Here is a 17,448-nt window from a genome sequence, read left to right as displayed (position 1 = left end):
AACTTACTCAATGTTGTCAGACCTTAATCTCAATCTTCTTCGTTCCTTTTTCATGATTGCCGAAGAGCGCAGCCTCACGCGAGCGGCGGCGCGGCTGAACATGAGCCAGCCATCGGTCAGCCAGGCGCTGCAACGGCTGGAAGAACAGCTGGCCTGCCAGCTCGTGCTGCGCGGCAGCCGGAAATTCGAGCTGACGGCCCGTGGGCAGAAGGTCTACGAGGAATGCAGCGAGATTTTCCACGCCGTGGAGCGCATCGGCCACCTCACGCAGGAGCGGACGGTCGAAGAGTTCGGCGAGGTGCGCATCCAGATCATCTCGAACCTGGAATCCCTGCTCGTCAACGAGACGCTCCGGCTCTACCATCAGCGCTATCCGTCCGTCACCTGGGTGATGGAAGTCCAGAACAGCCAGGATACGATCAAGCGGATTCAGACGGAAAAATGCGGCATCGGCCTTTGCCTCCTGTCACGCCCCGTGTTCAGCCTGAATTGCGAACTGCTGTTTCGCGAGGAATTCAGCGTCTATTGCGGCGCCGAACACCCGTTCTTCGGCCGGAAAGAGGTGGAGAAGCGGGAGCTGCGCCAGGAATCCTTCGTGTCCTTCACCTGCGCCACCGGGGCAATGGGTCTGGAACCCATGTCTGTGCTCAGCCAGAGCCTGGGGCTTGGCGAACGGATCAGCGGGCAGAGCCCCAATCTCGAGGAAGTGCGCCGGATGATCGTGGCCGGGCTCGGCATCGGCATCCTGCCGCTCACGGCGGTGCATGACGAGGTGGCGAACGGTCTTCTCTGGCCGCTGGAGATCAAGGGCTATCCGCTCGGCGCCGATGTCTTCCTGGTGACACATCCGGAATATCCCTATTCCCGCGCCGAGCGACATTTCATCGACCTGGTACAGGAACTGCGCGCCCTCTATCCCGACATGCATTGAGAGTGCCTGTCGGGCACCCTCGCTCCATCAACGGTCGGCACGTGCCACGACGGCGTGCAAGAGGACGTTGAGGCTGGGTGCGAGATCGTCAGGGTCGCAATCTTCCTCGTTGTTGTGGGTGATGCCGCCCTTGCAGGGCGTGAAGATCATCGCGGTCGGGCAATGCCGGGCGAGGAAATAGGCATCGTGCCCGGCTTGGGACTGGATATCACGCCAGTCGTAGTCCATCCGCACCGCTTCCGCGCGAATACCGTCCACCATCGTCTGATCGAAAATGTCGCCGCCCCAGAACCACTCGTCCTCGATGACCGCATCGCAGCCGGCGCGGGCGGCACTTTCGAATACGGCGCGGCGCATCTTTTCGCCCATGACCCGGGCAGTCGCGGGATCGGGATGACGAACGTCGCAGATCGCCTGGGCGGTGTCGGAAAGAATGCCGGGCTTGTTCGGCCAGGCGGCCAGCCGTGCCCCTGTCGCCTTGCCGTCCCCGATGGCGAAATCCCAGCCGATATCGTCGACGGCCGTCAGCCAGCGCGCGCCGGCAACAAGCGCGTTGCGGCGAAGGTCCATCGGCGTCGGGCCGGTATGGGCCGTCTTGCCGGTGAAGCGCACCCGCATGCCATAGCTCGGATAGCCGCCCGTCACCACGCCGACATCGCGCTTTTCGAGATCGAGGATCGGGCCTTGCTCGATATGGAGTTCGTAGTAGGCGTCGATTTCGCCGGCGCGGCAGGGCTTGTTGCCATCGTAGCCGATGCGCGCAAGCTCGTCGCCGAAACGCGCACCGTCGTCGGCGATGAGATCCTTCACCCAATCCACGTCATAGGCCCCGACAAAACAGCCGGACGCGACCATCGGCGGCGAGAAGCGCGCGCCCTCCTCGTTCGTCCAGTCGACGACGACGATCGGCCGGCGGGTGACATGGCCGGCGTCGTTCAGGGTGCGAACCACTTCGAGCCCGGCAAGCACGCCGGCAATGCCGTCGAAACGGCCGCCGTTGATCTGCGTATCGAGATGGCTGCCGATCAGGATGGGCGGGAGCGAGGGATCGAGGCCTTCGCGCCGGCCGAAAATATTGCCGAGTTCGTCGATCTCGACGCTGAGGCCGGCATCCCGGCACCAGCTGACGAACATGTCGCGCATCCGGCGGTCGTCATCGGTCAGCGTGAGACGGGCGAGGCCACCGGGGCGCCCCTTGCCGATCTCGGCGGAACTCTCGATCGTCGACCAGAAGCGATCGATGTTGACGCGGATAGTCTGTGCGAACGACATGGTTCACCTTTCAAATGCGATTGCGGACGATGCGTCTCACATGCCGAACGACATCAGCGTCATCAGCCCGGGGAAGAGAACGAGCAGGAACATGACGAGCGTCATGACGCCGATGAACGGCAGCAGGTAGCGGAAGGACGCCGACATCGGTATGCCGCCGGTCCGGCACGCCGCCATCAGGTCGATGCCGAGCGGCGGCGTATTGGCGCCGATCGCCAGGTTGATGGTGAGAAGCACGCCGAAATAGACCGGATCGATCTCATAGACCCTGAGGACGGGCAGGAAGACCGGCGCCAGGATGAGAATGATGGCGATCGATTCCATGAAGGTGCCGAGCACCAGGACGGCGACCATCATCAGCATGAGCGCGATCGTGGCGCTCTCGGTCGCGCCGGTGATGGCATTGACCACGAGTTGCGGAACCTGCTCGACCGTCAGGATCCAGCCGAACACGGAGGCGGCCGCGATGACGATGAGGATGGAGCCGGTCATTTCCGTCGTGTCACGCAGGAGGCTGAAGATCTTGGAGAATGTCAGCTTGCGATAGATGAAGAGACCGACCAGCAACGCATAGGCAACGCCGATGCCCGCGGCTTCCGTCGGCGTGAAGATGCCGAAGCGGATGCCGCCGACGATGATGACGGGAGCGAGCAGCGCAAGCACGGATTCGCGCAGGGCCGTGCCGAGGCGGCCCCAGCTGAAGGGCTCGCCGCCCTTCCAGCCCTTCTTGCGGGAAATCCACCAGGCGACGATCATCAGCCCGAGGCCGAGCAGGATGCCGGGGCCGATGGAATGGATGAACAGCTGTCCGATCGACGTGCCGGTCGCCGTGCCGTAGACGATGAGCACGATGGAGGGCGGAATGACCGTACCGAGCGAACCCGCGCAGCCCAGTCCGGCGGCGGAGAAGCCCGGATCGTAGCCGCGCTCCTTCATGGCCGGCAGCAGCATGGAGCCGATCGCCACCACATCCGCCACACCGGAGCCGGAAAGCGAACCGAACATCATGCAGGCGGCGATCATCACGATCGCCAGGCCGCCGGTGCGCTGGCCAACAACGGCCGCGCAGAGATTGACGATCCTTGGCGCGAGCCCGCCGTGAACCATCAGCAGGCCGGCAAGCAGGAAAAGCGGGATGGCAAGCAGCGTGAAGCTGTCGATGCCGGCGACCATGCGCTGGGCGACGACCATCACCGGCAGGGCGTCGCCGACCAGCAGATAGGCGACAGACGACAGGGCAAGCGCGATCACGATCGGCGTATCGATCAGGAGGAGGACCACGAATGCCGCAAAGAGGACGATCAGGGCAAGGCTCATTTGCGCAGCTCCGCGGCAAGAAGGGCAACGAAGGCGGCAGCGGCGGTGACGGGCAGCGCAAGATAGGCAAGGCCGGAGGGCCAGCTCAGAACGGTCGTCTCATGCGGCCATGTCAGCACGGTTATCTTCCAACCGGACCAGAAGACGACGATCAGGAATAGGTAGGTCGCAAGGCGCGCAAGCAAGGCCAGGAATCTGCGAAACCGCCCGGGCGCGACCATGAGGTCCGTCAGGCCGGCGCAAAGATGCGTGTTGCGGACAAAGGCGGAGACGGCGCCGATGAATGTTACCCAGACGAGCAGCAGGCGCGGAATTTCCTCCGACCAGCGCGGCGTGAAGGACAGGACATAACGGCAGAAGACGACATAGACGATGATGGCGGTAAAGACGGCGATGAACAATCCGCCCACGGCGCCAGCTACGCTGTCTATGGCAATGGAAATCCGCGAACGCGATATCGGGGCGTCTTGCATCGGAGCCTCGCTGGTATCTGAAAGATGTGACCTGCCCGCCAAAACGGGCGAAAACGTCCCGCCCGCGCTTGGCGGACGGGACGAGACATCACTTGCGATAGCTGTCCATGACACCGAGCAGTTCGGGGCCGAAGACGCCCTTCTCACTGTCCCAGACTGGCTTCAGAGCCTCGACGAAGGCGGCCTTGTCCACCTCGTTGAACTCCATGCCCTTCGACTTCAGCTTCTCGATCAGCGCGACCTCGTTATCGGCGACCATCTGGCGCTGGGCGTTGCCCCACTTGACGGCGGCTTCCTTGACGATGGCCTGGTCTTCGGGGGAAACCTGCGCCCAGGTCATGCTGGAGACCGTCAGGCACGCGGCACCCCAGATATGGCCGGTCATCGAGACGTATTTCTGCACTTCGTAGAACGACGAGGCATCGATGATCGAGAGCGGGTTCTCCTGAGCGTCGAACACGCCCTGCTGCAGGGCCGAGTAGAGTTCGCCGAAGGCCAGCGGCGCCGGCTGCGCGCCGAGACGCTCGAAGGTCGCAAGCCGCACCTTGTCCGGCGTGACTCGGATCTTGATTCCGGCGAGATCGTCCGGCTTGACGATCGGATGCTTATTGTTGGTGATGTGGCGGAAGCCATTTTCCCACCAGGCGAGAACCTCGATGCCCTTCGGGCGCAGGAGATCAGCAAGCGTGGTGCCGAGCTTGCCGTCGAGTGCGGCGAAGGCCTGTTCGCGGCTGGTCCAGGCATAGGGCATCTCGATGATGCCGAACTTCGGCTCGACGAACTGGAAGGAACCGCTGCCGACCAGGCCACCCTGAATGGTGCCGATCTGCATGCCTTCGATGACGTCCTTTTCGGTGCCGAGCTGGCCGGAAGGGAAAACCTCGATCTTGACGCGGCCTTCCGTCTTCTCCGCAACATCCTTGGCGAAATCCGTGGACGCCTTATGCCAGCTGTGCGTGTCGGCAAGGACGTGGCCGATGCGGATCGTTGTTTCGGCCAGAGCGGCCGAGTGAGCGGAAAGGCCGACGATGCCGGCGATCATCGTTGCGGCGAGGCCGCGTGAAATTTTCGAAATGCCCAGTTTCATATCACCCTCGTTTGTTGTGTTATTCTGAGCATATTAGGCAATCAGGATGGCGCTCAACGCAAATAGCCGGACCCAATGGCAAACATTGCGTCCGCTTATGGGAAGGGCCGCGATTTCCTGTGCGCAACGAGCGCATCATCCGACGGTCGCGATGCACTCGATCTCGATATCGAAATGCGTCCATGGCTTGATCGTCACGCAGCTTCGCGCCGGAAAGCCACCGGGGAAGTATTCCCGGTAGACCGCATTCATGCCGGACGCGAAATCATTATCGGAGATAAAGACAAGTGACTTGAAGACGTTATCGAAGGACGAGCCGGCATGGCGAAGCGTGAAGGACAGCGCCTCCATGCAGGCGCGGGTCTGCATGACGATGTCGCCCTTGACGATCTCGCCGGTCGTCAGGTCGAGGGGCGGCATTCCGCAGGTATAGAGAAGCCCATCCACCCGCGTCAGAGCAGAGGTCGGCGCGCCGAGCCTGCGAATTGCCTCGGAAATAACAGGAATTTCGATGATTTCGTGTCTCATTGTCTTCGTCTCCGGGATTTCAGGGCAGCAAGCGGTCAGTCTGTGGACTTGCCTGATAATCACGCCGTGGCAGTCACGGCAAGAGATGGAAATCCCGGATCGGAAGCAAGCTCGACCGTTTCAATGCGCTGCTTGACGCGCCAAGCGGCCGGCCTGGTGCATGGTCAAGCATGCCGAAGCCACCATGGTGTTCGTGTCTTGAGCCGCCATTCTCGCCTTGGCGGCGGAAACGGAGTTCCTGCAGCAGCAGAGCCTCAGGCTTGCGTGCCTATCGCTTCCTGAACGAAATGCCCCGGTGAAATCTCGCGATAGGAGCGTTTGGGAGGCACATAGCCATGCGGCCGCAGCGGGCTTCTTATTTCCTCGCCGAGCGGCGGATTGGATTGCCCGAGACGCGCGGGATCGGGGACCGGCACGGCCGAAATGAGGCGGCGCGTATAGGGATGCTGCGGATTGTCGAAGATCGCCCCGCGCGGCCCGATCTCGACGATTTCGCCCAGGAACATCACCGCGACGCGGTGGCTGACGCGCTCGACCACCGCCATGTCGTGCGAAATGAACAGATAGGCGAGCCGGTGTTTCTCCTGGAGATCGAGCAAAAGGTTGGAAACCTGCGCCTTCACCGAGACGTCGAGCGCCGACACCGCCTCGTCGGCGACGATGAATTTCGGCTCGAGCGCCAGCGCCCGGGCAATCGAGATGCGCTGCCGCTGGCCACCGGAAAACTCATGCGGGTAGCGCCCGGCGATTGCCGACGACAGGCCGACCTGTTCGAGGAGATGCGCCACGCGGTCCTTCGCCTGCCCGCGCCCCACCAGCCCGTGGGCGAGCATCGGTTCGGCGATGGCTGCGCCGATGGTGATGCGCGGATTGAGCGAGGCGAAGGGATCCTGGAAGATCATCTGCGAGGTACGGCGCATGGCGCGCATGGCATGCGAGCCTGCCTTCGCAACATCCTGCCCGTCGATGACCACCGAGCCGGCGCTGGGATTGACAAGACGCAGGATGGCGCGGCCGGTGGTGGATTTGCCGCAGCCGGACTCGCCGACCAGCGACAGCGTCTCGCCCGGCCGGAGATCGAAGGAGACGTCCTCGACCGCGTGGATCTGCCCCTGCGGCAGGGCAAAGCGGACGGAGAGATTTTCGACCGTCAGGATCGGCGCGGAACCCGCCGGCACAGGCTGCATTGCACGGCCCTCGACCGCCTCGCCGGTTGTCGGATCGACCTCCGGAAATCGCCGCGGCGCTGCCGTATCACCCATCGTTCCAAGCCGCGGAATCGAGGCGAGCAGCGACTTCGTGTAGATCGCCTTCGGCGCTGCGAAAATCTCCGGCGTCGGGCCGGTCTCGACCACGTCGCCACGGAACATGACCACGGTGCGATCGGCCACTTCCGCCACCACCCCCATATCATGGGTGATGAACAGCACGCCCATATTCTCCTCGCGCTGCAATTCGCGCAGCAGATGGAGAATTTCCGCCTGGACGGTCACGTCGAGCGCGGTCGTCGGCTCGTCGGCGATCAGGAGCTTCGGGCGGCAGGCGAGCGCCATGGCGATCATCACCCGCTGGCGCATGCCGCCGGAGAATTTGTGCGGATATTCGTTGAGGCGCGATTTCGCGGCGGGGATGCGCACGCGCTCCATCAGTCTCAGCGCTTCCGCCTCGGCCGCCTTCCACGAGAGGTCGCGGTGCAGCACCAGCGCCTCCGCCACCTGGTTGCCGATGGTGAAGACCGGATTGAGCGACGTCATCGGCTCCTGGAAGATCATGCCGATCACGCCGCCCCGCACCGTGCGCATTTCGGCATCGCTCGCCTGAAGCAGATCGCGGCCCTCGAGCAGGATGCGCCCTTCGCAGCGTGCCTGGCCGGGTGGCAGAAGGCGCATGGCGGACAGCGCCGTCACGCTCTTGCCCGACCCTGATTCGCCGACGATGGCCACGGTCTCGCCGGCATTCACCGTGAGATCGATATCGCGGATGACGGCGCGCCATCCTTCAGCCATCTTGAAAGAGGTCGTCAGTTTCTCGACCGAAAGCACCGGTCGGGTTGCGGCATCCGTTGCGATCATGGTCACGTTTCCTTCGCAAGGCGCGGATCGACCAGATCGCGCAACCCGTCGCCCAGCAATTGCAACGCCAGCACCGAGAAGACGATAGCGAGGCCCGGAAACACCATCAGCCACGGCGCATTGTTCATATATTCGCGACCCGACGCGAGCATCGTTCCCCAGGTCGGCATATCCGTGGAGACGCCGACGCCGAGGAAGGAAAGGCTCGCTTCGGCCAGCATCGCCGAGGCGAAGACGAAGCTTGCCTGGACGAGGATGGGCGAGGCGAGGTTGAGGAGAATGTGGCGCGTGAGGATCTGCCAGGTCGGCAGCCCCATGGCGACGGCCGCTTCGATATAGGGCAGTTCGCGCAGCACCAGCGTGGAGCCGCGCACGATGCGGGCAAGGCGCGGCGCATAGGTGATACCGAGCGCTAGGATGACGGTAGACAGCGAGGGGCCGAGAGCCGCAACGAGTGCGATGGCAAGCAGAATGTCCGGGAAGGACATCATGGCGTCCAGCAGTCGCGAGATCGGCGCGTCGAGCCTACGGAAGAACCCGGCTGTAACGCCGAGGAGGACGCCGATGACCGTCGAGATGCAAACGACGCCGAGGCTGACCAGCAGCGAAATCCGCCCCGCGAAGATAGCGCGTGAGAAGATGTCGCGGCCGAATTCGTCGGTGCCGAAAACATGCGCAAACGACGGCGGCTTCAGCTTGTTGGCGATCGACAGCTTGTTCGGTGCATAGGGGGCGATCCAGGGGGCAAGCAGCGCCGCAAGCAACACGACGGCGAGGATGATCGCGCCGAACAGGATGGCGCGGTTGCCGAAAAGCCTGCGCAGGCCCCTGGTGAACGGCAGGGAGAGAGAAGCGGCCATCATAGGCGCACCCTGGGATCGACGAGGATGTAGAGGATATCGACGACGAAATTGATCAGCACGTATATCGCCGCGACGACCAGCAGCGCGCCCTGAATGACGGGATAATCGCGGCGCAGCACTGCCGAAACAACGAGATTGCCGACGCCCGGCAGGCCGAACACGGTTTCGGTCACTACCGCGCCCGCCACCAGCATGGCGATGGAAAGGCCGATGACCGTGATGATCGGGATCATCGCATTTTTCAGCGCATGCTTGAGGATCACGCGCTTTTCGCTGGCCCCCTTGGCGCGGGCGGTTCGCACATAATCATCACCGAGAACATCCAGCATGGCGGCGCGGGTAAAACGGGTGATCAGCGCGGAATTGACGATCCCGAGCGCCATCGCAGGCAGGACGAGGTGATGCAACCGCTCGATAAGCGACGTGTCCGGGCCGCCATAGCCGGACGCCGGGAACCAGCCCTGGCCAACGGCGAAGGCCTGGATGAGCAGGAGGCCGAGCCAGAAGCTCGGCACGCTCGCCGCCACCATGGTGAGGGTCACGACGATCTGGTCGAAGAGCGTTCCCCGTTTCACGGCGGAAAGAATCCCGACCGGAAGGGCGATCGCCACCGCGATGAAGATGGAAAACAGGGTGAGGAAGAAGGTCGGCTCCGCACGCGCCGCAAGGGCCGTGGTCACCGGCTGATTGAGGAAGATCGACTGGCCGAGATCGCCTTTCAGGATACCCAGCACGAACTGGCCATATTGGGTGATCAGCGGTGCATCGAGCCCCATCTTCGTGCGCAGCTGCGCGATGTCCTGCGGGGTCGCATCCGACCCCAGCATGACGGCGGCGGGATCGCCCGGGGTGACCCGGACGATGACGAAAACAACCGTCACGACGAGGGCAAGCACGATAACCATGCCCCAAAGCCGGTTCAGGAGTGCCCGGGCGATCCTTGCCATGGTCTATCGCCTCACTTCTTCGGGGTGACGTTCCAGAAATGCGGCCAATAGGTCGGCGTATAGTCGGAAATGCCGGTAGCGACACCCGTGACCGCATTGAAATTACCAACCTTGAAGAGCGGCGCCTCATCGTAGATGACCGTCTGGATGCCTTCCCAGGCCTTCTGCTTCTCCGCGTCCGTGACGGCATCCATGTAGACCGAGACGGCCTTGGTCTTTGCGTCGGAAACATACCAGCCGGGATAGGCGTCGGTGATGGTGTTGATCGTCGTCGGGTCGCCGGGGAAGTTGGAATGGGTGATGAAGATGTCCCATTCCTTCGGATCGGCACGGCGCGTCGTCAAGGTCGCCCAATCCACCACCTGCAGATCGACCTTGAAGCCGGCGGCTTCGAGATAGGCCTTGGCGACCTCGCCGATCTTGTAGTGGAATTCGTACTGCCGGCTGGTCATCAGGCGGATCGGCGTGCCGTCGTAGCCGGCGGCTTCCAGGAGCTTGGCGGCCGCTTCCGGATCGCCCTCGCCGTAGCGGGTGACGCCTGCCTCGGTGTGCCAGAGCGAGCCCTTCGGGAAGAATGAGCCATCGACGCTGAAGAAGCGTTCGTCGGAGAAGGCGGCAAGCATCATGTCATTCGGATTGAGCGCCACCTGTACGGCCTGGCGCAATTCCTTCCTGGTGAGCAGACCTTCCTTCATGTTCATGTTGAGCGAAGCCCAACCGGTGTTTTCGTAGATGACGGGCTTGGCCTTGCCGCTCTCCTCGACGCGCTCATAGGCGCTGACGGGCAGCGCATCGGCGAAATCGAACTGGCCGGCGATCAGGCCCTCGACGCGGGTATTGGCATCGGGCACCGGCACGAAGCGGATTTCCTTGGCAATCGCCACGCGCTTGCCGGCGTAGTTGCTCGGCTCGCCCTCCGGCGACTTGTAATCCTCGAAGCGGACCAACTGGGTGTACTGGTCGGGCTTGCGCTCCTTCAGCACATAGGGACCGGTGCCGACGAACTCGGTCAGCGTCTCGGCGATCTTTTCCGAAGGCAGGATGATAGAAGCCTGGGAGAAGGTCGCAAGCAGCGGCGCATAGCGCGACTTCAGCTTGACGACGATGGCGTTGGCGCCGTCTTCCGACAGGCTCTCGACGACCTCTGCGACCTGCTTGCCCTTGGAGTTGATTTCCATCCAGCGCTTGAGCGAGGCGGTCACGTCCTTGGAATCGAAATCGCTGCCATCATGGAATTTCACGCCCTCGCGCAACGCGATACGGTAGGTGAGGCCATCCTCCGAAATCTCCGGCATGGCGGCCGCCAGTAGCGGCACGGAACGCCATTCATTGTCGTAGGTATAAAGCGTCTCGAAAATGTGCTGGTCGATGGTCAGCACGATATCGGTCGGCGTCTGCATGGCGTCGAGCGTCGGCGGCTCGCCGATGGTCGCAACCGTCAGTATGCCGTCCGTCGTCTGGGCGATGGCAAGACCGCTGGTGCCGGCGAGCGCCGCCAGCGTCGTGAGAATGAGTGCAGTTTTCATGTTATTCCCCTCTTCTTGTCAGGTTATACCGGTGCCGGCTCCCGTCCGGCGCCGGGTTCAGGTTTCGAGCCCGAGCGGATCAGCGACGCGCGGCCAGAGGCCAAGGCTGGCCTTCTGGTAGGGCGTCGTCGCCGGATCGGTCGGGTAGGAGGTCGGTGCGGCAATATAGACGATCTCGGAAGAGACCGGCTGGAAGCCAGCATGGAAATGGTTGGTGGATTTCACAAGCAGGAAGGCCTTCTGGGTGAAATCGATGCCCTGGTTTGCGAAGATGTCCGGCTCATAGGTCTGGGTGCGGCTGGTGATCAGCACGATATCGAGCGTCGTGCCGAGCGGACGCACCACGGCGGCTGCACCTAGCGTCACCTGGCTGTTGCGGAAACTCTGCCAGCCCGCGTCGAACACCGCCTCGACCGTCACGCGCAAGTCGAGCGGCTCGCCGCCCTGCGGCCCGGATTTGCCGCCGAGGCGTAGGGCAAGCTCGGCGCCTTCACCCGCCGCATGGCAGAAGGAGACGGCGATCGGATCCCAGATCGTTGCGACCGCGACATTTTCGAAGCCGCGCTCGATCATCCGGCGCAGGATATGCGTTGCGTCTCCCGCAACGCCACCGCCCGGATTGTCCCAGACATCGGCGATGACGACCGGCACGTCCGGCCTTTCGGCCCGCAACGCCACCGCCCGGTCGAGCCCGGCCTCGGTGTCGGACATCGGCATCGCTGCCTGCCGGCGCAGACCGTAAAGTTCATGGCCGAGTTTTTCGGCCAATCTATCGCCGCTTGTCTTGTCATCGTCGGTGACGACGACGATGCGCGTTCCCATATCCGGCACGTCACCGGCCATAAAGCCATGGATGACGGAGATGGAGAGAATGCCGTCCCGGCCTTCCATGGCCTTCAGCCGATCGATAAAGGAGCGCATCGGCTCGCGGCTCGTCGGATAGATGGTGATCATGCGGCAGTCGAAGGTGGAGATCACCGGCTTGATCTCGCCTCTCAGCGTGCGCAGGGCGAGATCGACGACATGCTCGCCGCGCTCCTCGAAATCCGTATGGGGAAATTCGAGGAAGGTCGCCATCAGGTCGAGATTGTCCAGGCGCCGGTCGGTGAGGTGGCTGTGCGGGTCGAACTCGGCGGCGATAAGCACATCTGGTCCGACGATGGCGCGAACCCGCTGGAGCAGGTCGCCTTCCGGATCGTCATAGCCCTGCGCCACCATGGCGCCATGCAGGCCCAGCACGACCGCATCGACCGGCAGCGCGGCCCTCAGTTCGTCGAGAATCCGGTCGCGCAGCGTCTCGAAGGTCCTGCGCTGGATGAGGCCGGCGGGCTCGGCCCAACAGGATGTTCCCTCGATGACGGTGAGACCCTCGGCGCGGCCGCGCCGGCGCAGGATCGGCACGACGGAGGAGCAGAGCGTCGGCGTGTCGGGATGATCGCCGGGACCTGCATAAAAGGCCGCCTTGAAGGCGTTCATATCCGTGGGAACGGGCGAGAAAGTGTTGGTTTCAGTGGCAAGAGAGGCCGTGAAAATGCGCATGTCCGTCTGTTCCGAATGTGGGTAGGCCGTTACTTTCCCGGCTACAGCCGGCCGCGTTGCCCATGGCATGGCTCCGGCCGATCCGAAGGGCTTTCAGCTTGCCGGAACAAGCCTTCCCTGGCGGGTTATCACCAAATTATGTAATTTATTTTCTTGATAATGCTGCGATTTTGAGGAAAGTCAACATGCGTTGCGATAAAGCCTTCCCGTTCTGTAATCTGTTTTCTTGGCAGCAAAAAGTGAGGTAATTTTCATGCCCACGCTCACGGCGGAAACGCTCGCGATACACCGCCTGGCTTTGAATCGCTCATTGATTTCAAACCATTCCGATATCGCACAGCGGTGCTGGCGCGCTGAAAATTTGCGGGAAATCAAAGGAAGCCGTGAAATTGATACAGTCTTCCGGCGACATTATTTTCACCAGGCCCGCCTTCGCCTGTCCTCCTCAAACGGAGAAGACGCAAAATTTTCTACCTCCCGAAGCGAGCGGGACGGCATCGAAACGGCCTGCGCGTACATGCCCGTCGCTGCGGGCCTGGTGAAATGCCGGACGCGCAACACGGGCTGGATGAGTTCCACGCGAAGACTGCTTGCCCATGGACGTCGGCAGACACCGTGCTATGACCAACTCGGCGAGAAATTGATTTTCATAGACTTGAGCGTCTTAACGCTACACCCTGGGAGGTAGGGACCGATGGACCTTTTTCATGCCTTGTCGGATGAGGAGGGCCGGCTTTCCGGCCTCGACAGGAAGCTCGCGCAGCTTGTCCTTGATGATGTGGATTTCGTCGTCAACTCTTCGATCGGCGAACTTGCCGACCGAGCCAGCGTTTCGCCGCCGACGGTCACCCGCTTCAGCCGCCGGCTCGGCTGCAAGGGCTACCCGGATTTCAAGGTGCAGCTTGCCAAGCTCACCTATGTCGGCCTGCGGTATATCAAGCCGGAAGTGCCGACCCAGACGCCGAAAGAGGTCGTCGAGGATATCATCGCCAAGGCGCAAAACGCGCTGTTCCAACTGCATCGGCAGCTCGATTTGGCCGCGCTCGACGCGGCCGCCCGGCTGCTGCGCGGCGCGGATTTCATCCAGGCCTTCGGCGCCAGCGGCAATTCCGCAATGATCGTCAATGAGCTGCACAACCGGCTTTTCCGCCTTGGCTGCCACATCAATTCGTCGAACGACCACAATATGAACGCGATGATATCCGCCGCCGCCCAGCCGGGCACGGTGGTGTTCTGCTCCTCCTTCACGGGCCGCGATCCGGCACTCGTCCATTGCCTGGAACTCCTGCGCAGGCGAGGCATTCCCACCATCGTCATTACTCAAGGCGGCTCGCCCGTTGCCGCGGCCGCGGATGTGGTCATCTCCGTCGATCTGCCGGAAGGCAAGAATATCTTCCGACCGACCTCGACGCGGTTCGCCTATCTGGCGGTCATCGACATGCTGGCCAATCTCGTCGCCTATACGGACCGCAACAAGGCCATGAACACGTTGCGGGGCATCAAGGAGGAACTCGTCAGCCGCCGCGACGGCGACGACCGTCAACTGCTCGGCGACTGAACTCTGGACCGTGACTTAAAATCCGTCCGGACACTTTTACCGAAACTGCGCAGCATGAAGACGCGTTCGATTTGAGCGAGACGCACTTAACAGGTTGACAAAGCTTTGCTTACTGCAACATTCTGCCCGTCTTTTTCTGGGAGGTAAATATGAGCATTTTGATCAGTCGCCGCGCATTCGCCATCGGGACCGCTGCCGCGGGACTTGCGGCAGCCGGCTTTTCTCCGGCCCGTGCACAGCAGGCGTTTTTTCGTATCGGAACCGGCGGCACGTCGGGCACCTATTATCCTGTCGGCGGCCTGATCGCCAACGCGATCTCGGCAACGGGATCGGCCGGCGTGGAAGGCCTGGTCTCCACCGCAGTCTCCTCGAACGGGTCCGTGGCCAACATCAACGCCATCCACTCGGGCGCCTCCGAATCCGGCTTCACGCAGTCCGACGTCGCCTACTGGGCCCAGACGGGGACCGGCCTCTATGAAGGCAAGGACAAGGTCGAGGACCTGCGGCTGATCGCAACGCTCTATCCCGAAACGATCCATCTCGTCGCTCGCGCCGATGCCGGCATCAAGACTGTGGCCGATCTGAAGGGTAAGCGTGTTTCCCTAGACGAGCCGGGTTCCGGCACCATTGTCGACGCGCGTCTCGTGCTTTCGGCTTACGGGCTGACCGAGAAGGACGTGGAGCCCGAATACCTCAAGCCCGGCCCCGCCGGCGAGCGGCTGCGGGATGGCGCGCTCGATGCCTATTTCTTCGTCGGCGGCTATCCGACCGGTGCCATCGTCGAACTTTCCAGCACCAACGACATCACGCTGGTGCCGATCTCCGGCCCCGAGGCCGACAAGCTCCTATCCGAGCAGAAATTCTTTTCCACCGACACCGTGCCGGATGGCACCTACAAGAATGTCGGCGAAACCAAGACCATATCAGTCGCCGCCCAATGGGTGACGAGCGCCAAGCAGTCCGAAGAGCTTGTCTACAACATCGTCAAATCGCTTTACAGCGACGAGAGCCAGAAGGCGCTGCAGGCTGGCCATGCCAAGGGCAAGCTCATCACGCTCAAGAATGCGGTCACCAGCGCCGGCATTCCGTTCCATCCAGGCGCGGAGAAGTTCTACAAGGAAGTCGGAGCGCTCAAATAAGCAGTGCCCAAACAGACTGGTAACAAAGAGGCGGAAGGCAGATCTTCTGCCTCTTTTTTCTGGAAAGTCAGCAGAGAGAACCGGACATGAGTGACAACGGCGGCGACAAGATCAAGCTTTCCGGCCTGGATTTCGACGAGGAGAAGGCCCGGGAACTGGAGGAGAAATTCGACTCCGAAATCCGCTTCCGGCCGCTGACACAGACGGCCGGATGGCTGGTCGGCTTTCTCCTGGTGGCGCTGTCGCTGTTTCACTATTACACTGCCGGCTTCGGCCTGCTGCAGGAGATGCTGCACCGGGGCATCCACCTGTCCATGGTGCTGGCGCTGGTTTTTCTCGTCTTTCCGCTGGTGAAGAGAAGCTATGACGAGCCCGCGCAATCCAGCCTGCTGCGGCCGTTGGGCATACCTGTTTTCGACTGGCTGCTGGCGATTGCCGCCGTGGTGGCGGTCATGCACGTGCCGATGATCCCGCTCGATGATCTCGCCTTCCGGGTCGGTAATCCGACGACCTCGGATGTGGTTCTCGGCCTGATTCTGATCGTGCTCCTGCTCGAAGCCACGCGGCGCTCCGTCGGCATCCCCCTGCCCATCATCGCGGTAGCCTTCATGGCCTATGCGCTGTTCGGGCAATATATGCCGAGCATCCTCGTTCATCCCGGCGCCTCCGTCTCCCAGCTTGTCGATCACCTCTATCTGACGACGCAGGGCGTCTACGGCATCGCGCTCGGCGTCGTCGCCACCTATGTGTTCCACTTCGTGCTGTTCGGCGTGTTCGCCACCCGCATCGGGCTGGGCCAGCTCTTCCTCGATTGCGCGGCATGGGTCGCCGGCCGCTATGCGGGTGGCCCGGCCAAGGTGTCGATCTTCGGTTCGGCGCTGTTCGGCATGATCTCCGGCTCGTCGGTCGCCAACACCGTTACCGTCGGTTCGCTGACAATTCCGGCAATGATCCGGCTCGGCTACAAAAAGCATTTCGCAGCCGCCGTGGAGGCGGCTTCCTCCACCGGCGGGCAGGTAACGCCACCGATCATGGGCGCCGCCGCCTTCCTGATGATCGAATTTCTGGAACTGCCCTACACGACCATCATCCTGGCGGCCATCGTGCCCGCCTTCATGCATTTCTTCGGCGTCTTCATGCAGGTGCATTTCGAAGCCAAGCGCACCGGCCTGAGGGGCCTGCGGCCGGACGAAATGCCCGATGTCGTCGAAGCCCTGAAGCGGGACTGGCCGACGATCATTCCGCTCGTCGTCCTCATCGCCGTTCTGCTCTCCGGCTATACGCCCTACCTCGCCGCCTTCTGGGGCATCACCCTGTGCATCGCCGTCGGCCTGCTCAATCCGCGCCGGCGCATGTCGATCGCCGAGATCGTCGTCTGCCTGCGCGACGGCGCCAAATATGCGCTTGCCGTCGGGGCCGCCGCTGCCACCGTCGGCATTGTCGTGGGCATCGTCACCCTGACGGGCGTGGGCTTCAAGCTGTCCTATATCGTCACCTCGACGGCGGGACATCTTTCGCTGTTTTTCAGCACCTTCATTCCCGAGATGATCTTCTCGACCCAGGGCCTGACCTTGCTGTTCACCCTGCTGATGACCGGCGTGGTGTGCATCCTGATGGGCTGCGGCATCCCGACGACAGCCAATTACATCATCATGGTGACCATCGCTGCGCCGGCACTGGTGATGCTCGGCGTCGAGCCGATCGTCGCCCACTTTTTCGTCTTCTACTACGGACTGCTGGCGGACATTACGCCGCCGGTGGCACTGGCGGCCTACGCCGCGGCGGGCATGGCGGGCGCGGACCCGTTCAAGACCGGCAATACGGCTTTCCGGCTGGGCCTCGGCAAGGCGCTGGTTCCCTTCGTGTTCGTCTTCTCCCCATCCCTCCTGCTGGTGACGAAGGATTTCAACTGGCCGGACTTCTTCACGGCCTTCCTGGGCTGCATGTTGGGCATCACCTGCCTGGGTGCCGCTTTGTCGCGTTACCTGCTGGTGCGCACGCGATCCTGGGAGAACGTGCTGCTGGTGCTTGCCGCCCTGCTCCTCGTCGCGCCCGAAATCTATTCCTCGCTGCTCGGCCTGGTCCTGATCGTTCCGGTTCTGCTGCGCCAATGGCAGGCGCGCCATTCCGAGGAAGCGCAACCCGCCTGATCTGGCGACCGGTGACGACGGTCTCGATGACATCGTCACCGGCTCG

At 62.5% G+C, this 17,448-nt stretch carries 15 protein-coding genes; 5 read left to right on the top strand and 10 right to left on the bottom strand.

The genetic code is table 11. The features are described 5' to 3' along the window. Positions 1 to 10 precede the first annotated feature (10 nt). The gene (locus ASD31_RS21915) at positions 11 to 931 is read left to right on the top strand and encodes a LysR family transcriptional regulator (protein WP_056339051.1); all 921 of its coding nucleotides are present in this window, start codon (positions 11 to 13) and stop codon (positions 929 to 931) included. Positions 932 to 958: 27 nt separating this feature from the next. On the opposite strand, the gene ASD31_RS21910 is transcribed toward ASD31_RS21915, so the two are convergent. The 10 genes from ASD31_RS21910 to ASD31_RS21865 form a co-directional block, all read right to left on the bottom strand. Beyond that, positions 959 to 2,203, bottom strand: a complete 1,245-nt coding sequence (locus ASD31_RS21910; RefSeq protein ID WP_056339049.1) for a Zn-dependent hydrolase — start codon at positions 2,201 to 2,203, stop codon at positions 959 to 961. A gap of 36 nt (positions 2,204 to 2,239) precedes the next feature. After that, positions 2,240 to 3,520, bottom strand: a complete 1,281-nt coding sequence (locus ASD31_RS21905) for a TRAP transporter large permease (RefSeq protein ID WP_056339047.1) — start codon at positions 3,518 to 3,520, stop codon at positions 2,240 to 2,242. Beyond that, positions 3,517 to 3,993 (bottom strand): TRAP transporter small permease, encoded by a 477-nt coding sequence (locus ASD31_RS21900; RefSeq protein ID WP_056339045.1) that lies wholly within the window; start codon positions 3,991 to 3,993, stop codon positions 3,517 to 3,519. Before ASD31_RS21900 ends, ASD31_RS21905 begins: the two co-directional genes overlap by 4 nt. 88 nt (positions 3,994 to 4,081) lie before the next feature. Further along, positions 4,082 to 5,080 carry a DctP family TRAP transporter solute-binding subunit gene (locus tag ASD31_RS21895; protein WP_056339043.1) on the bottom strand — a complete coding sequence of 333 codons (999 nt, stop codon included), beginning with the start codon at positions 5,078 to 5,080 and terminating at the stop codon, positions 4,082 to 4,084. 135 nt (positions 5,081 to 5,215) lie between these two features. After that, positions 5,216 to 5,608 (bottom strand): RidA family protein, encoded by a 393-nt coding sequence (locus tag ASD31_RS21890; RefSeq protein WP_056339041.1) that lies wholly within the window; start codon positions 5,606 to 5,608, stop codon positions 5,216 to 5,218. A gap of 254 nt (positions 5,609 to 5,862) precedes the next feature. Then, a complete protein-coding gene (locus tag ASD31_RS21885) occupies positions 5,863 to 7,680 on the bottom strand; it encodes an ABC transporter ATP-binding protein (protein WP_056339039.1) in 1,818 nt (605 codons plus the stop codon). A gap of 2 nt (positions 7,681 to 7,682) precedes the next feature. After that, positions 7,683 to 8,543 (bottom strand): ABC transporter permease, encoded by an 861-nt coding sequence (locus ASD31_RS21880; RefSeq protein ID WP_056339037.1) that lies wholly within the window; start codon positions 8,541 to 8,543, stop codon positions 7,683 to 7,685. Further along, complete coding sequence (locus tag ASD31_RS21875; RefSeq protein ID WP_056339165.1) at positions 8,540 to 9,481, bottom strand: ABC transporter permease; 942 nt, start codon at positions 9,479 to 9,481, stop codon at positions 8,540 to 8,542. Before ASD31_RS21875 ends, ASD31_RS21880 begins: the two co-directional genes overlap by 4 nt. 20 nt (positions 9,482 to 9,501) lie before the next feature. After that, positions 9,502 to 11,016, bottom strand: coding sequence for an ABC transporter substrate-binding protein (locus tag ASD31_RS21870; protein WP_056339035.1), 1,515 nt, complete (start codon positions 11,014 to 11,016; stop codon positions 9,502 to 9,504). Between the two features lie 57 nt (positions 11,017 to 11,073). Beyond that, complete coding sequence (locus ASD31_RS21865; RefSeq protein ID WP_056339033.1) at positions 11,074 to 12,555, bottom strand: M81 family metallopeptidase; 1,482 nt, start codon at positions 12,553 to 12,555, stop codon at positions 11,074 to 11,076. 253 nt (positions 12,556 to 12,808) lie between these two features. Between ASD31_RS21865 and ASD31_RS26110 the strand changes: the two genes are divergently transcribed. From ASD31_RS26110 to ASD31_RS21850, 4 genes are all read left to right on the top strand, one after another. Then, positions 12,809 to 13,243, top strand: coding sequence for a hypothetical protein (locus ASD31_RS26110; RefSeq protein WP_156392759.1), 435 nt, complete (start codon positions 12,809 to 12,811; stop codon positions 13,241 to 13,243). Between the two features lie 6 nt (positions 13,244 to 13,249). After that, complete coding sequence (locus ASD31_RS21860; protein ID WP_056339031.1) at positions 13,250 to 14,113, top strand: MurR/RpiR family transcriptional regulator; 864 nt, start codon at positions 13,250 to 13,252, stop codon at positions 14,111 to 14,113. Between the two features lie 149 nt (positions 14,114 to 14,262). Beyond that, positions 14,263 to 15,252 (top strand): TAXI family TRAP transporter solute-binding subunit, encoded by a 990-nt coding sequence (locus tag ASD31_RS21855; RefSeq protein ID WP_056339029.1) that lies wholly within the window; start codon positions 14,263 to 14,265, stop codon positions 15,250 to 15,252. An 86-nt stretch (positions 15,253 to 15,338) separates the two neighbouring features. After that, complete coding sequence (locus ASD31_RS21850; protein WP_056339027.1) at positions 15,339 to 17,402, top strand: TRAP transporter permease; 2,064 nt, start codon at positions 15,339 to 15,341, stop codon at positions 17,400 to 17,402. Positions 17,403 to 17,448 lie beyond the last annotated feature (46 nt).

Origin of the sequence: Rhizobium sp. Root482 (assembly GCF_001426565.1) — a bacterium.
Taxonomy (GTDB): domain Bacteria; phylum Pseudomonadota; class Alphaproteobacteria; order Rhizobiales; family Rhizobiaceae; genus Pararhizobium.
The sequence above is the reverse complement of the archived record's forward strand: the minus strand, read 5'-3'. Positions and strand labels throughout refer to the sequence as shown.

What these genes read in the sequence shown, in the direction of transcription:
- ASD31_RS21905 (WP_056339047.1), bottom strand. Translation starts at nt 3,520, where the DNA reads ATGAGCCTTGCCCTGATCGTCCTCTTTGCGGCATTCGTGGTCCTCCTC.
- ASD31_RS21860 (WP_056339031.1), top strand. Translation starts at nt 13,250, where the DNA reads ATGGACCTTTTTCATGCCTTGTCGGATGAGGAGGGCCGGCTTTCCGGC.
- ASD31_RS21855 (WP_056339029.1), top strand. Translation starts at nt 14,263, where the DNA reads ATGAGCATTTTGATCAGTCGCCGCGCATTCGCCATCGGGACCGCTGCC.
- ASD31_RS21915 (WP_056339051.1), top strand. Translation starts at nt 11, where the DNA reads ATGTTGTCAGACCTTAATCTCAATCTTCTTCGTTCCTTTTTCATGATT.
- ASD31_RS21900 (WP_056339045.1), bottom strand. Translation starts at nt 3,993, where the DNA reads ATGCAAGACGCCCCGATATCGCGTTCGCGGATTTCCATTGCCATAGAC.
- ASD31_RS21870 (WP_056339035.1), bottom strand. Translation starts at nt 11,016, where the DNA reads ATGAAAACTGCACTCATTCTCACGACGCTGGCGGCGCTCGCCGGCACC.
- ASD31_RS21895 (WP_056339043.1), bottom strand. Translation starts at nt 5,080, where the DNA reads ATGAAACTGGGCATTTCGAAAATTTCACGCGGCCTCGCCGCAACGATG.
- ASD31_RS21880 (WP_056339037.1), bottom strand. Translation starts at nt 8,543, where the DNA reads ATGATGGCCGCTTCTCTCTCCCTGCCGTTCACCAGGGGCCTGCGCAGG.
- ASD31_RS26110 (WP_156392759.1), top strand. Translation starts at nt 12,809, where the DNA reads ATGCCCACGCTCACGGCGGAAACGCTCGCGATACACCGCCTGGCTTTG.
- ASD31_RS21850 (WP_056339027.1), top strand. Translation starts at nt 15,339, where the DNA reads ATGAGTGACAACGGCGGCGACAAGATCAAGCTTTCCGGCCTGGATTTC.
- ASD31_RS21885 (WP_056339039.1), bottom strand. Translation starts at nt 7,680, where the DNA reads ATGATCGCAACGGATGCCGCAACCCGACCGGTGCTTTCGGTCGAGAAA.
- ASD31_RS21890 (WP_056339041.1), bottom strand. Translation starts at nt 5,608, where the DNA reads ATGAGACACGAAATCATCGAAATTCCTGTTATTTCCGAGGCAATTCGC.
- ASD31_RS21910 (WP_056339049.1), bottom strand. Translation starts at nt 2,203, where the DNA reads ATGTCGTTCGCACAGACTATCCGCGTCAACATCGATCGCTTCTGGTCG.
- ASD31_RS21865 (WP_056339033.1), bottom strand. Translation starts at nt 12,555, where the DNA reads ATGCGCATTTTCACGGCCTCTCTTGCCACTGAAACCAACACTTTCTCG.